This window comes from Anaplasma phagocytophilum str. Webster, from assembly GCF_000964685.1.
Taxonomy (GTDB): domain Bacteria; phylum Pseudomonadota; class Alphaproteobacteria; order Rickettsiales; family Anaplasmataceae; genus Anaplasma; species Anaplasma phagocytophilum.
In genome coordinates, this window is sequence record NZ_LANS01000001.1 from 1,312,019 (window position 1) to 1,327,143 (window position 15,125).

The 15,125-nt window shown below is 39.8% G+C and carries 9 protein-coding genes, 1 tRNA gene and 3 pseudogenes; 5 read left to right on the forward strand and 8 right to left on the reverse strand.

The genetic code is table 11. From position 1 onward, the window contains the following. Positions 1 to 202 precede the first annotated feature (202 nt). Both APHWEB_RS06100 and APHWEB_RS05145 read right to left on the reverse strand, forming a co-directional pair. A pseudogene (locus tag APHWEB_RS06100) lies at positions 203 to 604 on the reverse strand (rod shape-determining protein). Positions 605 to 1,872: 1,268 nt separating this feature from the next. Beyond that, positions 1,873 to 2,139 (reverse strand): hypothetical protein, encoded by a 267-nt coding sequence (locus tag APHWEB_RS05145; protein ID WP_011450749.1) that lies wholly within the window; start codon positions 2,137 to 2,139, stop codon positions 1,873 to 1,875. A gap of 299 nt (positions 2,140 to 2,438) precedes the next feature. On the opposite strand from APHWEB_RS05145, the gene rpiB reads away from it, so the two are divergent. Together rpiB and APHWEB_RS05835 are read left to right on the forward strand one after the other, a co-directional pair. Continuing rightward, complete coding sequence (gene rpiB / locus APHWEB_RS05150; RefSeq protein WP_044108188.1) at positions 2,439 to 2,876, forward strand: ribose 5-phosphate isomerase B; 438 nt, start codon at positions 2,439 to 2,441, stop codon at positions 2,874 to 2,876. Between the two features lie 2,201 nt (positions 2,877 to 5,077). Continuing rightward, the gene (locus APHWEB_RS05835; protein WP_011450747.1) at positions 5,078 to 5,644 is read left to right on the forward strand and encodes a hypothetical protein; all 567 of its coding nucleotides are present in this window, start codon (positions 5,078 to 5,080) and stop codon (positions 5,642 to 5,644) included. A 2,466-nt stretch (positions 5,645 to 8,110) separates the two neighbouring features. Here APHWEB_RS05835 and APHWEB_RS05165 read toward each other — a convergent pair. From APHWEB_RS05165 to APHWEB_RS05185, 5 genes are all read right to left on the reverse strand, one after another. Beyond that, positions 8,111 to 8,182, reverse strand: a tRNA-Met gene (locus APHWEB_RS05165). Between the two features lie 1,462 nt (positions 8,183 to 9,644). Next, the gene (locus tag APHWEB_RS05170; protein ID WP_021799045.1) at positions 9,645 to 10,043 is read right to left on the reverse strand and encodes a phage tail tube protein; all 399 of its coding nucleotides are present in this window, start codon (positions 10,041 to 10,043) and stop codon (positions 9,645 to 9,647) included. Further along, complete coding sequence (locus APHWEB_RS05175) at positions 10,015 to 10,413, reverse strand: hypothetical protein (protein ID WP_011450742.1); 399 nt, start codon at positions 10,411 to 10,413, stop codon at positions 10,015 to 10,017. The genes APHWEB_RS05170 and APHWEB_RS05175 overlap by 29 nt, the downstream gene beginning before the upstream one ends. Further along, positions 10,410 to 10,967: a head-tail connector protein gene (locus tag APHWEB_RS05180; protein ID WP_011450741.1), complete on the reverse strand. Its 558-nt coding sequence runs from the start codon at positions 10,965 to 10,967 to the stop codon at positions 10,410 to 10,412. Before APHWEB_RS05180 ends, APHWEB_RS05175 begins: the two co-directional genes overlap by 4 nt. A 16-nt stretch (positions 10,968 to 10,983) precedes the next feature. Next, positions 10,984 to 11,304, reverse strand: coding sequence for a hypothetical protein (locus tag APHWEB_RS05185; protein WP_011450740.1), 321 nt, complete (start codon positions 11,302 to 11,304; stop codon positions 10,984 to 10,986). Positions 11,305 to 11,462: 158 nt separating this feature from the next. Between APHWEB_RS05185 and APHWEB_RS05190 the strand changes: the two genes are divergently transcribed. The 3 genes and pseudogenes from APHWEB_RS05190 to APHWEB_RS07205 form a co-directional block, all read left to right on the forward strand. After that, positions 11,463 to 11,711, forward strand: a complete 249-nt coding sequence (locus tag APHWEB_RS05190) for a hypothetical protein (RefSeq protein ID WP_020849588.1) — start codon at positions 11,463 to 11,465, stop codon at positions 11,709 to 11,711. A 135-nt stretch (positions 11,712 to 11,846) separates the two neighbouring features. After that, a pseudogene (locus APHWEB_RS07200) lies at positions 11,847 to 11,964 on the forward strand (P44/Msp2 family outer membrane protein); the annotation flags it as partial. 101 nt (positions 11,965 to 12,065) lie between these two features. Next, positions 12,066 to 12,623, forward strand: a pseudogene (locus APHWEB_RS07205) (P44/Msp2 family outer membrane protein); the annotation flags it as partial. Between the two features lie 1,516 nt (positions 12,624 to 14,139). Here APHWEB_RS07205 and mdh read toward each other — a convergent pair. After that, complete coding sequence (gene mdh, locus APHWEB_RS05200; protein WP_011450737.1) at positions 14,140 to 15,105, reverse strand: malate dehydrogenase; 966 nt, start codon at positions 15,103 to 15,105, stop codon at positions 14,140 to 14,142. Between the last annotated feature and the right edge of the window lie 20 nt (positions 15,106 to 15,125).

A 15,125-nucleotide genomic window follows, 5' to 3' on the forward strand; every position in this document is an offset into this window, starting at 1 on the left:
AAGCGCCGGTATAGAAAGTAAAAAACATAGGCGATAATACGAGTAAAAAACGAAGGCGCTGCGTTGTGCGCATGGGAAGGCACTGTTTATTTTATTGAAGAACTGACGGCAGCTGCTATAGGCGCAGACTTACCCGTATCTAATCCAGAAGGGTAGATGATAGTAGATATAGGTGGTGGCATAACTGAAGTGGCTATTACATCTATAAGTTTTTCAGCATACTAGCTCCGCCAGTCAGTGCAATTACCTGATCAACTATATCGGCAGATATTTCCGGAGGAGAACACTCTAAAGCAAGCTTTATGGCCGTAATTATGGTATCTACTATTCCATAAGGCTTTCAGCAACTTCCTTCTCTGTTAGAGTAATTTCACGAGGTACACCAGTTTGTCAGATCCCGTCCCTTAACGACGGTACTATCTCCAGATCCTTCTTCAGGAATTCGCGCTGCGCCTATGTTCTTTTTTACTTTCTCTGCAGCAGCATCTCCAATAAGTGGGTTGTGATTCTTTCTTGTATAGGCAATGATCGCCTCGTCCATCAAATCACCTCCACTCCTCAAAGAGCGTGAATATACTATTCCACCAAGCGAGATAATACTCACAGAGGCAACGGGCTTACAGTCACCTTAGCAGCAAATCCTTTGTATTGTATAGCCCTAGGAGTTGGAAAAGTTTTGGAAAAATATGTCTTCTCTGTCTCGTGTGCTTTTCAGGCAAAATGAGTATCTGTACCAGCACCTTCTATGGTATCTATGGTGCCGTATACTTTCTGGCTTTAAAGCTTGTTCAATGAAGCTAGTGATATTTGTGCGTGAAATGTAATAAGTGCCTTAAGTAATTTACTATGGAGCTACTTATATGAGTTTATGTTTGAGAATGGTGCAACATATGATTATTTTGTACTATAAATTTGAGGGATGCGCACTGCATAACAGATACTCCTTATAACATACCATAACTCCAATTAGATATAGCTCCCCTCTTGAATGGTAGACGTCTACTACTGGCTGTTATAGTACATTTGCAAAGCTAGAATAGGAGCCACTACATCATGTAAAAAATGTGCTGCTCATATGCTACAGGACAGATCACATCTTGTATGGGTTATATACCCAAAATGGCAACACTTGTGCGGTTTGCTGTGCAATATAATTGTCACGCTTGAAAAAGATCTAACAACATCGAAAATACCACGTCGATTATCTACTATTACACTAGAGTTAGGTAGCATTACTAGGTTGCCGCATAGCTGAAACATCTGCCATGTTCAAATGGCTTTAAATAACGTATTACAAAACCACATATGTAAGCGATATACATAATTATATATTGCGCAGAGATCTCACCTGCTATCTGGAGCGTCACCTTCAAGTTTGAAATGGTCCAGCTAGGTTCGGTGATATCCCAAATACTTAATACAGTAGCGTTTACCTGGGTATCATGTCCGAGGTGGCAACACCTGTGCAGTTTGCTATGCGATATAATCATCACATATAAAGGACAGCAAATAATGTTGTAAAATAATGTTGCAAATGTACGTTGCATAGAAGCACTATTTGTGCAAATCGTACGCTAAAAGACATCGAAGCATACATTGGCGTAACTGTCACACTCGAAAATGGTCTATCCTGTGCAAACGCTACCAACAATGGGCTATACATCCACTATATAGTGAGCAAGATGCAGGAAAGAACGTCTAAAACCTGCTATTAGAGATATCCTATGTCCTTAACAGTCAACTGCACGAAGCAGAGCGAACGCCCATACTCTAAAAGAAGAAACTACGCCATTGACGCATATATCCGCCTTCTATTTCTTGGGCGTGAATCTAAAATGGGTTACCGCATGGGAGCGGGAGAAGAGTCTCGCATCAACTCCCCTTCTCGCTCGTATAGCACATCGGACTACTTGCCAAAAGGCGAGCACCCCTTATACGCTCAAAAATATCCTCGTATACAGAGATCTTACCCAAAAAATTCTCTATATACCCGTTCATACGCTGGTACTGCTTCTCGCTTATAGCACCAGACTGGAATGCTTTTGCAACATCATGCTTGAAAGACTCAGCATATGTTTTCGTAACATCCAAACGGCTCAAAGTAGACTCTATTACAGAGTCGGCATCACCCCTATCCATAGTACCATCCTAGCAAAACTAACCTATGATAAGCTAAAAACCAAGGCGAACGCTACGACTATCTACCCCGTAAACAATAGGAGGCCATATCCACTTATACACCTCTTATTGCAGACTACCAAAGCGAGTGCCTCGCGACAGTAATACACTTTTGGAGACAAGCTGTAAACAAAAAATATAGGATGTAAAATAAATAAAGTATGGTCTATAAGCTATTTTGGCTTTATATTATTTGAACGCTCCATCAGGAGTTGTAATATGTGTTTTTCAGTAAGGTTATATTATCAATAGATAATAAAGTGTTAGTGGTAAAAAGGGTTTTTCTCTCCTCTGATCATGCTGGCGTAGAACTCAGATTGTTTCTTAGCGCGTATCTAAGAGACTTAGGTTGCGAAGTTTTTGACTGCGGTTGCGATCCTAAAGAGCATTCCGTAGACTACCCAGATTACGTACATGACGTTGTAAGAGAAGTATCAGATACGAGTTTTGGAGTTTTGATATGCGGAACGGGTATAGGCATGAGTATAGCAGCCAACCGTCATAAAAATATTAGAGCCGCTCTTTGTTCTTCTACCATGCTTGCAAAGCTTTCTAGAGAACACAATGATGCGAATGTTCTGTGTTTTGGCTCTCGTTATATAGATCCTGATACTGCACAGTCCGTATTATACACGTTCATGACAACGGCGTTCTTAGGGGGAAGACATGCCGTAAGAGTACAAAAACTTGGTGAATGATACGTATGAAAAAACTGCGTTATTAGAAGATCTTTCGTGTGTTAATCAAGGTCTGCATGGTGTTGCATATCACGCAGCTTTCCTTTTTCATCAGACCTTACTATTACTGTATGCGTACTTTCTGTCCCTGCGGGATTGCTCTATCCAAAACATTGCATTAAATCACGTATTTCGGCTCTTCTTCTATATGCCTACAGAATATGGCTAGATTGTACCTTGGGATAAAAACAAAGTTTTTAATCAGCCTATATGATGCCATGAATACGCATCGTAATACATATTAAAAAACATATCATTAATCTCTAACTAACCCTGACGTCCATCAATCTGAAACCTTCTAACACTTCTATAAAGACATTTCCCAATACCAGTACTCCCATTAAAAAAAGAAAAAATCCCAGTCACCCAGTCACCCAGTCACCCAGTCACCCAGTCACCCAGTCACCCAGTCACCCAGTCACCCAGTCACCCAGTCACCCAGTCACCCAGTCACCCAGTCACCCAGTCACCCAGTCACCCAGTCACCCAGTCACCCAGTCACCCAGTCACCCAGTCACCCAGTCACCCAGTCACCCAGTCACCCAGTCACCCAGTCACCCAGTCACCCAGTCACCCAGTCACCCAGTCACCCAGTCACCCAGTCACCCAGTCACCCAGTCACCCAGTCACCCAGTCACCCAGTCACCCAGTCACCCAGTCACCCAGTCACCCAGTCACCCAGTCACCCAGTCACCCAGTCACCCAGTCACCCAGTCACCCAGTCCGGTATCTTCAAATCATTGCATTGAAAAGGAGTAATTCTCCTTTATTAGAAGATAACGCATGGATATATGCGTCAATAGCGTGGTTTCCCCTTTAGATAACAATTGAATATTGCTATCCCGATCTCTGAGATATATAGAGGTTCTTACATCCATTTACAAAAGCCTTCTGTAAAACTTTTTGTAGCAGGAATATAATCTGCTGCAGCCATCTAAAATATTATTCTATAAGTTTTGAAGAGCGTTTTCTCAAAACTCTTCTATCAGGATTTTTACAGCTATCAGGATTTTTACAGCAGCAATATAAGCTATAATAACCATGCTAGATATCATTCCACCCGTTTTTAGGAGAGCATCTTTTTACTGAACGATCTATAGAATAAAAGAATTTTCCAGGTCATGACATGTTTTCCCTTGTATAGATAAGAACTCATGCTTATAGATCTGCGGTACACTTTCTATGTATTTCTAGTATCCCTGGTTTACTACCATCTATCCTTAGCTTGCTTCGAAGATGTTAAATAGCATATTGCCTTCTAGGTTCTACATTAAAATTTGCTGAACATACCCCGTGCTGCATTCCCTCTATTGTCTATTCACTCATCCTATAGCTAGAAGTAAGGTACTTATTCTCCTATTAATCAACTCTAATATCCCCTGAAAACCGAACTTATAGAGCCTCAACATGTATGCACACTATTTATAAGTCTTTTCTACTTATCGAAACTCAATTCTTTATAATTTCAGCACTGCGCATCCCATTGCCTTAGATATGGAAAAATCTCAAAACAAGTAAATTACATTTTAGAACATGAGTACCATCATACAGGAGAAAGTGCATCCCGTTACGTATACCCGCATATATCCCATAAATATCTTGCTTCTCTCTTGAGTAGCATTGATCTCACCATAGCATTTGCCGTGATTTTAGCATTCGTAATATCACAACATTCTCTTTGCCAGATTCCGAATACCGTGCCCATTAAGCTCGTTGTGACCAAAACCTTACTGATGCCGGAGTTTATTTCCCCACATATTTTCCTTCAAAATACTCCCGATTAGGTCATCATAATCTCTGGCATAAGTGCCCAGGCACTAAAGTGGAATACCGGCTAAAACAATAAAATGCACTGGAACAACTCTTTGCATTATTAGGGAAAACCTCTGTATATCCTTCCCCATATCACAAAAACTACCTGCAAAACACAGGTATTAGAAGTAAGCTCTACACTCAAATACACAATAAATTTCTCAAATATTGCTGAAAAAATTAGAGAGTATGATCTTGGTTTAGATCTCAATTAATAATATTAAGTTCTTAATAGAATTAACTTAGTATTCACATATCCTGCTTAGAATACAACAAGCGATTATCCATTAGATATCCCCACAATGCTCAGCAGCTCCTTCTCTCTGCACAAGCAGGTACTACGTTTAGCATTGCAGCGTAAAAGAGTACAAAAGCAATTACCTGGATATCTAGAGCAGCACAAGTCTTTTAAGAAGAAAAGAACGCCTTTAAGCAGTACGGCATTATCTTATACAGAACGTGAGAAAATTAAAAAAAGGGAGCGTAATGCTCAACAATATCGCTGTAACATAGCTTTTCAAAAGCCTACTAATACAAGTTTTGTCCTTAGGCTAACGGAGCAGCAACGCGGAGTTTCTGCAGTAATACAACGGATGCGCAAGGTTACTATAGCTCATGGTATGGATCCTGTTCAGAGGGCGGGACAAACCAAATCTTCTAATGAGAAGGACGCTGCCAGATTTGGGCGTGTACCTAAAGGGAAAAAGAGAACCTCTGCTATGTCCTTTTTGAAGATGCTTCTCAAATTCCTGCTGATGCTTCTTTTTCCTATTATGTTTTGTAGTAACCTCATTGTTAAGGGCATCCTGAAGGATTTGCAGTCTAGACATAAACCTACGAAAAAAACCTCTCGTCGTCCCTTCTCAGCTATTCTTCTTTTGGGGCCTTCGCGAAGAAAATTTGGTTTTTCACGATAGCAGAAAAAACTAGATGGTCTATCCATTTATCACTCTCTTGCCTTTCCAATCCAATTTGCAAGAAAAAGATACCCTAACACCATATAGCAGCCTAATCAACACACATCACAGAGCAAAGTATCATATAGCAGTGAAATCACGCGGCATTGGAAGTGCGTTTATAAAGCATCCTGTAAAGATTGCATTATACGCTCTAATTTGATTATACCGTAGAGACTTATTCGATAGCAGCTTTGATAACGCTCATTACGGCAAAGAAAAATATAGATAGGCTATAAATAAGGGCTTGTTGATGGCTATAGGGAAAGAAAAAAGGCTGCTTGTTATATAGCGAATAACACAAGGAATAGCGCACCTCACGAATAATCCCCATTGGCTACTCTTGTCCAACGCAACTTCAATCAGGTTTAAGTTCCTTACCATACTACTTGCTATCACTCCACAAGTTCATAATCATGTATGTAGAAAAAACATGCATACTCCCCAAAGCAATATCCAGCTAATCAATAGTATAGACTCATTCCTGCTTGCACTGCTGTGGATACATAAAGCAGTTTTAAATTCATCAATCCTGCGGATAAAAGAAATCCTAAATTTACATACTGAACAACAAGTTTATCGAGGTGATGTATTGCATTATAACATCCTCAAAACCTCTGAATATTCTCTAATAACGAAAAAATATACTTTCAGCTTGATAATGATATGTATAGTACATAAAACTCTTCAGGGTACATGCATAGTTACACCGTTTTTTTTACGTATATTTTCTAATGGCATATAGGGAAAAATTTTGTATGCTCTGAGGTCGCTTTGGTAGATTTGCTTTGAGGACTCTTGTTGCCGTTGAGATGCAACTGGGTTTTATTGTGTAAATAGTTTTTTTCCATAGCAGGATTTTTGCAGATTTCTGACATCTGTTTACATAGGTAAAGCCTATATCTGATGTGCAGTATTCATATAGCAACCAGAGAAAATTTTTGGTAGATTAAAGTATATATGTTCTTTAACCCTGTAAACTCCATCTCAACGCATGAATGTCTCAAACTCAATACCAGATAATCTGGGGAAAATACTAAGATCTATACCAAAAAACTATTCTATCTCACTAATAATACAAGTATACAAAATGAGTTTGTTTTACCATGGAGCAATGAAGAGAAGAGGTAGCACATAGACTAACTGTACTATTGTCTCAAGCACTTACAGACGGAGATGTTGTTTACATGATATAACGGTTGAGAAATGCCATAAAACAATTGCACTACATCAAATTGTGATAAACATCCTTGAATATGATTAAAACTTTAGCAGCCGCACATATATGAGTAACTTATCTAGAGCTCATAGCTATGTAAAGTAATAACCTTCACCTCATGCTGTATTGAAATTTACAAAGGTAACACACATCCGCCTGGGATATAAAACAAAGCACTTTAATCTGTCTTTCTTAGATGCTGGAATCAAGGCATGTTCAATGCAGATTAGTCTATTCTCCTAGCAGCATTTCCTATAGATTGATATCTCCGATGATGCCAAAGTGCTATGTTTCACTTCTGATATCAGGAAGAGAATCTTAATGTAAGAGGCACTGAAAAAGCACTATCACGGAATAGCTTTATATATATTTTATCGTAATCTTCTTCGCAAAGATAAGATCTCATTATATTTTACTACCGTACATTGCATTGAACTCTTTAAAGGAACCCCAAACATTCACAAACGCTGGCCATACTAACTTGTATTATTTCCAAGAAAGCTTAAAAGAATGCGATGACACGTTGTGGTGTATGTAGATCTTCCTCAGTAAAAAGCTCGAGTACGCAGCATTCTCTACTTAATGCGATGGAAGGGGAGATAGGCCATCGTGATCAATGCGCTCTTCCTTCTCAGAGGTGGTTCCAGAAGAGTTATATCCTATCTTTGGAGTATTGCATCATGCACTCATTTCCCACTAAGGTACAGGATTATTATCTGTGCACTGCCATTTGTAAGATATAGCGACGTACTAGTAATTTTGAGCATTTTTTCTAAAAGTGCTTGCAGCACATAGAATATACCGAACCCCTGATAATGAGGTTGAAGATAAAGAGGATAAAAAAGGCAATGGGTCAGATTTAGATGATCCTATTATATACCGAATATTTTCCCTATCATCTCCTTTCTTATACATATTTCTTTGGCAGTAAATATACCATAAGGAACCTCTTATAGTTCTAGTTTGTACTGCGACGCAACAACGTGCTAGGTACAGATGCTCTTAGAGTGGGTGCGATAGGTTACTGGAGTGATATACAGCAAAGTTCTTACTAAATAACAGGGCAGCTGTGGTTCCAAGCGTTGTATTTGGCGCTCCTAACTTTTTTCTCTATTTCATGCTCTTTCAGATGACAGGTTTCTTAAAGCATTAGAAAGGATCTTGAAGCCCTGTTAACCCAAGCTAGTTTTAGATCATTATTACACAAGTGGCTAAGGAGGGATTCGAACCCCCGGCCCGGAGATTATGATGCTCCTGCTCTACCCCTGAGCTACCTAGCCCCAAGGTTATGGAGGTACCATATCTTTTGCGTTCTTGCAATATACTATTCCCAATTGTTTCTTATATTCCTTCTACATTATCGTAGGTTTTGCTAACAATGCCCCCAACATCATTAGTTATAACAGCATAGACATACGTCTAAAATCCCATCAATAGCGCTTTTTAGAGAAATCCAGCGTTGCACGAGATACGCTTAAAACTCGACCAAGCTATACTCCTGATATCAAAACCTATACCAGGTGTCTTTGCCGCAATTTTTCCGAGATACTCTACCTAAGAAGCTCCCTTATAATTATTTCAGCACACTTGATCCTTATCTCTTTGCACCCTCTTATTTATTTTTACTACTTACATAAAAATCCTAAGCAGAACGTGAGATACTTTCACATCGGGAATACTCCTCTGCAAGAACTGAGAAACCTCCTTGTGCTAGCCGCGCTGGGCGCTGTATAATTTTTATAGAATCATACGTGACAATGTACCTAGGCATACACTCTTCTGCAGTGGAGAGTGCACTGAGCACTTCCTGGATACGTATAATACAGTACAACTACACCTTGAAGCAGCTGCTACAGTACTAAAGCACGTAAGCGCTGGCCTACCGTTCAATCTTCTTGATGCTTACGGCTTAGTTACAGAAAACAGCACTGCTTTACCTAGTGGCAGCAGAACGTACTTGGAAATCACAAAACAGACAAGGTTCTCATGTCGTAGAAGGAGCACAATGTACCTTCTAACATCATAGTGTGATCATAGGGAATAGTGAACTCATCACCAGTATATCCATAACATCCGTATCTGGAATCACTTCGTCTTTACCAGCGCTTTGTTGAAGCTCAACTGTTCAATTCATACTAAAGACATGTTAGGGGGTCGTATTCAAGCTTTTACGGGTGGTTTCATTACATTGCACATACTGCGCTGAAAAATACATAGTCGTGCTTTGTTGGGCTCAACTATTTACTCCATGTTCGAAGATGTGCTTGAAAAAGCATATGCATTATTCCCTCTCATCGCTATAATCTAGTTTTCGTGAAAAGTTGAGTTCCCGCTGGCCGCATCTTATGATATTCACTAGAATATCATACCTTGCACTGCGGCCCCCACAGAGAAGAATCCCATGTCTTCAGTACTAGCGTCAGTACGCAGCTAAAAGGAATTAAAGTAAACCCCGTTATGCTCTGGAAATTATTTAAGTTCTAGCAGTAACATTACTTCTATTACTCTTCTCACTTAAGTATAGCCTTCGGCACACTGAAGACACTACTTGGTACTCAAAGTTGTTATAAATCTGAAGGATCTGTATATGGTACAACCTAGCGTATATACGGGCGCTGTAATCATACATAGCGGTATAATATTAAGGGAGGCGGATCCCGAGCTCTTATAGACCTATCTGATTACATTAGTAGCTGTTAGCTGCACAAACTTGCTGTTTCTGTGTATTGCAGGAAATATAGTTTAATTATCCTGTAAAAAATGCACTGCCCCGCTACTCTGTAAGATGGTAGTATAACTCTCTAAACTTCCAGCTTCACAGTGCTTTTCGTAAAGTTCTATAAAGCATTTAGTCCTAAGTTTTTCTTTCGTTTCGTTAGAAAACAGGATTTCACAACTTATAATACGATTCTCCATTGCAAATTCACGTAGAACAATCTCAGAACGAGAACGCCCTACTATAGCATTGATCTTAATGGTCACATGTTTTTCACCAGATCTCTCTAAAGCATTCATCCATCCATCTGAGCGTACACTTCTTATATAACTATTTTTATTACATAGTGTTATTTTGACACTCTTTACATTTTTCAGTGGTAAATAAACACCTGATTCATTCTCTTGGAAGCTCACTACTATCACTTATTAAGACCTCTAAATCTATGTTTGATTGAAAAACGTTCTGCGATAAATGTGCAATTCTGTATCGTATATAGGACAATACATACTTCTCCTTATCAGAGAAAAATGCCATACATACAGATCTAACCTGCTCTGTTATGTTCATAACCTCCTCAAGACTATTACTCAAGGAACAGCACATGATCATTGCCCGATATGCCAGTCTATCAAAAGTACAGATTTCTTCTATATAACGAAAATGCAAGTATACGTATGGCAGAGATGCATTTGTTGGGGCCTGCTCATATATATCACTTAGTAGATCTTTTAAAATCACATCAGAACGTAAGTACTCAACTAAAGCGCTGTATAACCTCTCGATACCTGTCATAGAACTAGTTTTAATTCACGAAACGGAAGATACATCTCTTTAAGAAAAGTCATATGCTTTATGTCTACATTACTGCGGTTTTTGTAAGAAATTGCAGTATGATGCAATATCCCATGTCTAACTTGCGCAGGAATTATTTCAGGAGCCAAATACCCTGCACTATAGACTATTTCCACACGCACTGAATTTAAACACGATGAAAGTTCAATACTTGAGCGCAACATATCAATGCAGTAATTATTGCTCTTTATTGCAACTTTTTCATCTCCAGCACTAGTTGTATTTACAGATGTTACGGAAATCAGCGGGCCAAACGGCAAGTATATTTTTTTCGGAACTACCTCACCGCTATAAGATAACTGCCATGTTTGCTGCATTAACGATCTTTCTATATACCACTGTGCATACTCTGTAGAAATAGAGATGAGATTACGTAAAAGCGCATCTTCCTTATTATTGTTGATGCCTAAAAATAACTTAGCATCTTCTAATGAAACCGGAAATTCCTTTGAAGAACTCTTCCTTAGAATTTGAAAAACAGAATTTTCCATCATTTACAAAAAACCTATATCAAGATAAATCTTCTAAAGCTCCTTGAACAATTTGCACAATTACGTCATCGAGGAACATATTAGAAGTATTCTCGCCTATAAGATTTTTCCCGTGTTTTTCACTTATAATTCCCGAAAATTCTCGTGACAGTAGATCTGCTTGCAATTTTTTGATTAATTCAGGTAATTCTCTTTCTAGCGACCTATACAGCTGCTCAGAAAATTTACGAAGTATGTCGTCTACAGAATTTTGAAATTCTTCTTCTTTTCTTCTCAGAATGGTCTCAAAAATCTTTTCTGAATAATCATATGTTACTGGTAGATTTTCTTTTCTTTCCATATATCACCTAGAATCAACAATAGACAGATAGCATTGTATTTCAGCTGCTTTGCTTACAGGAAGCACATATGATGTAGTTACTGATACAAACTGATAAGCTTTTTTCTGCTGCTCGTGCCAAAACCTTCTGTAAGGACATTGTCCATTTTGCTAAGGCGGTGGAGATTTCTTCCCCTAAGATCAATAAGCAGGTTTGTGTGACGAAACACGCTAACGGACAGCCGACTAGCTTCGGAAAGCACTGGGAAAGAACAGAGGAGTCAGGAAACGATGCGCGGATCGCGGTATATGTGGCGGTCAAGCATACGGAACAGGAACAGGAACAGGAACAGGAACAGGAACAGGAACAGGAACAGGAACAGGAACAGGAACAGGAACAGGCTATGGAGGTTTTAAGGACTTTGTAGCGAAAACTCTAACTAATGGTAGTGAGAATTAGCCTATGTCCAAGGCAAAAATAAAGGCTCAAAACCCCAACCTCAACCTAACGACAACGCCGAAGCGCCGTAGTCACGGACCTAGTAGCTCTTAATCGAGACTAAAAAACCATAGTAGCAGGGTTACTAGCTAAACTATTGAAGGGAGCGAGGTTGTTGAAATCAGGGCGGGTTTTCTTCTACTTCTATTATGGTTAATACTGTATTTGAGGTTATTCAGGATAGAGAGTGAGTTCTAGAGTGTCATAATTAGTAAATGATCCAGGGCTTTATAATTCAATACTTAGAGTTCTCTTAGAAAGTTATTCAAGGATCTATTATTAGAGAGAAGATGAAGCTGATACAGTATATCTACTAGCTAAGGAGTTAGCTTATGATGTTGTTACTGGACAGACTGATAACCTTACTGCTGCTCTTGCCAAGACTTCTGGTAAAGACATCGTTCAGTTTGCGAATGCTGTGAAAATTTCTGCCCCTAAGATCGATAAGCAGGTTTGTGTGACGAAGCAGCGCAAGGGCGGGACAAAGTTTGGAGAATATTCTGGAGAGACTAGCAACTTGAGTACAGAATGTGTGAACAAGGTTACTGTTTGTGGTATGCAGGCCCTAGGCAATGCCGACACTACTGGGGCAGCAGCTGCAGAGACTTTGAAGGACTTCGTAGAGAAAACTCTAAAAGGTGATAAGAACTGGCCTACGTCAACAACAGCAAGTGGAAAGGGTCCTGCTGCGGAAACTAACGACAACGCCGAAGCGCCGTAGCCACGGACCTAGTAGCTCTTAATCGAGACGAAAAAACCATAGTAGCAGGGTTACTAGCTAAAACTATTGAAAGGGGGTGAGGTTGCGCTTGAGATTAGGGAAGTTTCTTCTGCCCTCATAAAAACCTGAAAAGAGTTGCTAACGCTTCTGTCGTGGTTCACTTTGGGTAATTGATGATGTACATAGCGTCTGTGCTCTGGGAGTACGTTACAGTAATCCAAATATCTGAGACTTTAGGTGCTATTGTCAGGCACCTGGTTTATACCAGGATAAGCTATCTAGGATATAGTTGTCAGATATAAGGGTGATGACATATTGCGCATATTGTTGAGATTAGGGCCATTTCTTCTATACCAAGCATGACTAGCTTTGGGTGTGCTGATTGTTTTCTAAAATGTTGGGAAAGTTACAGCAATAGAATCTCATAGCAACCTCAATACACTACTCTGAGAATGTGTCTCAATTCTTGGAAGTGTGGTCAGTTCACCTAATGAATAGCTAGGTACACCAAGGTCCTACCTAATAATTCCTATTATTTAGAATCAGACTACGAAACTAGGAAAAAGCCTGGGCGTTGTTCCTTATGCTTGCATTGAGCTTGCTGGGAACTTCGTGGGTGTTATTGATGGCGCGCGTCGCACAATCCGTCTTTGATCCTGAAGACCCTAGTTAAGTAAAGAGGCAAAATCAGTGCTGCATCACTTACGAAACGTACTACAATCAGCAATTCTCCATACTTAGCAGGTCTGTACAGTGGCTGTATACTCTTACCCAGCATAAAATTACTTGTTCTCTAGGAATCTCCTCAAAACTTTACAGCAGTTATCTGTCCTTCGAGAGGAAGCTAATCTGTGACTGATGTGGATGGTGCGTTGAACGCATTACTGATCAAGCTGCCTTTCAGTTTCTGGAGATGTTTGTTATGAGGGTGCACCTATAGAACTCTGAAACATATCACTGCAATACGATCCTGATTCAAAAACACTGGTAAGTATGCCGATCACCCACAAATCGCTAGGTATACAAAGAGCTCATACAATAACTCTTATTATTAAAAACAAGACCAAAGGTATTAGAGATAGTGGAAAAAAGGAGTTAGCTTTTTGTTTTGCCGTATATCATATCTAAGAAAGAGTTTAATTTGAGAGAAGAAAAAGCAACTGCCCCCTTCTGTATATCTACTATCAGAAACACTCTCCAGATATGTTTAGTAACCTTAGAGTTTAATAGCAAGTCTACATATGAAGATCTATTATCAATATGTATAAGACAAGGACACCGTTCTCTTCGCTAAGGCTCTTGGAATTTCTCATCCCATTATCAATAACAAAAAATCCCTCTACGAAGTGCAACTAGCAGCCCATGCAGCAGACAAAAATATGCACTCCTTATACTTTAAAAAGCTCTGCACGTGGCACAATTCAAAGATTCAGGCAGCATCAACTACCTAATTTCCAGTACACAACCAATCACTGAAGAGAAGCCACAGCCCGAAAAAATATCATACAAAACGGCCTCCCCATGCACCTAACTTGACCACATCGCGAGAGCATAATACACAACACCGGTCTTATTTCATCCCAAACAAGATGAAACATCACCCACCCGAATGCATTCTGTCACGTAAGATACAATACTACTTTTGCTCAGAAATAATCTTCACTGAATTACTGATTAATCCCACTGATTTTTCGAAAATTTCCCGCTCTTCTTGTGAAAGAACGTATTCTATCACCTCTTCTACGCCATTCTTCCCTATAACCGCTGGAACCCCCACAAACAGACCGCCATTCACCCCATATTTACCATCCAGCCCTACTGAACAAGGGATCACACAGCGCTTATCGAATAAGTATGATTCTAGCATATTCATACAAGAAGCAGCCGGAGCATAATACGCTGAACCACTCTTTAGCAATTTAACAATCTCCTCTCCTCCCTTGCGAGTCCTTTCTATAATTGCATGCACATCCTCAGAACTCAGACGACCACAGCTTATAAGGTCTGAAACAGAAACACCTCCAACAGTAGAATACTTCAACAAAGGCAACATAAGGTCACCGTGCCCACCTAAGACAACAGATGACACGCTACTAACCGAAACACTCATGTGCTTAGCAAGGAAAAAAGAAAACCTCGCTGAATCCAGAACGCCCGCCATGCCAACTACTTTGTTCACAGGCAATCCTGAACATTGATGCATATACCACACCATAGCATCAAGAGGATTAGTCACAACTATAACAAAAGCATCGGGAGAATATTTCCTAATATTTTCGGCCACACCTTTTATCACTGCTGCATTAGCCATGAGCAAATCTTCACGACTCATCCCTTCCTTTCTAGGAAGGCCTGCAGTAACCACAATCGCATCAGATCCCTCAATAGCTGCATAGTCTGAACCACCAACTGCTGTTATATCCACACCCGATATTGCTAGCGCATGCCCAATATCCAATAACTTCCCCCGTGGCACACCGTCCATCACATCTACGAATACCAGCTCCTGACAGATACCCGCAACACCCAGCATATAGGCTAGAGTACCACCTATATTCCCAGCACCTACTAATGAAACTTTTACTGAACGATGAGACCGCATAGCCACAATGTGAAAAACAA

What these genes read in the sequence shown, in the direction of transcription:
- APHWEB_RS05180 (WP_011450741.1), bottom strand. Translation starts at nt 10,967, where the DNA reads ATGATGGAAAATTCTGTTTTTCAAATTCTAAGGAAGAGTTCTTCAAAG.
- mdh (WP_011450737.1), bottom strand. Translation starts at nt 15,105, where the DNA reads ATGCGGTCTCATCGTTCAGTAAAAGTTTCATTAGTAGGTGCTGGGAAT.
- APHWEB_RS05145 (WP_011450749.1), bottom strand. Translation starts at nt 2,139, where the DNA reads ATGGATAGGGGTGATGCCGACTCTGTAATAGAGTCTACTTTGAGCCGT.
- APHWEB_RS05185 (WP_011450740.1), bottom strand. Translation starts at nt 11,304, where the DNA reads ATGGAAAGAAAAGAAAATCTACCAGTAACATATGATTATTCAGAAAAG.
- APHWEB_RS05175 (WP_011450742.1), bottom strand. Translation starts at nt 10,413, where the DNA reads ATGACAGGTATCGAGAGGTTATACAGCGCTTTAGTTGAGTACTTACGT.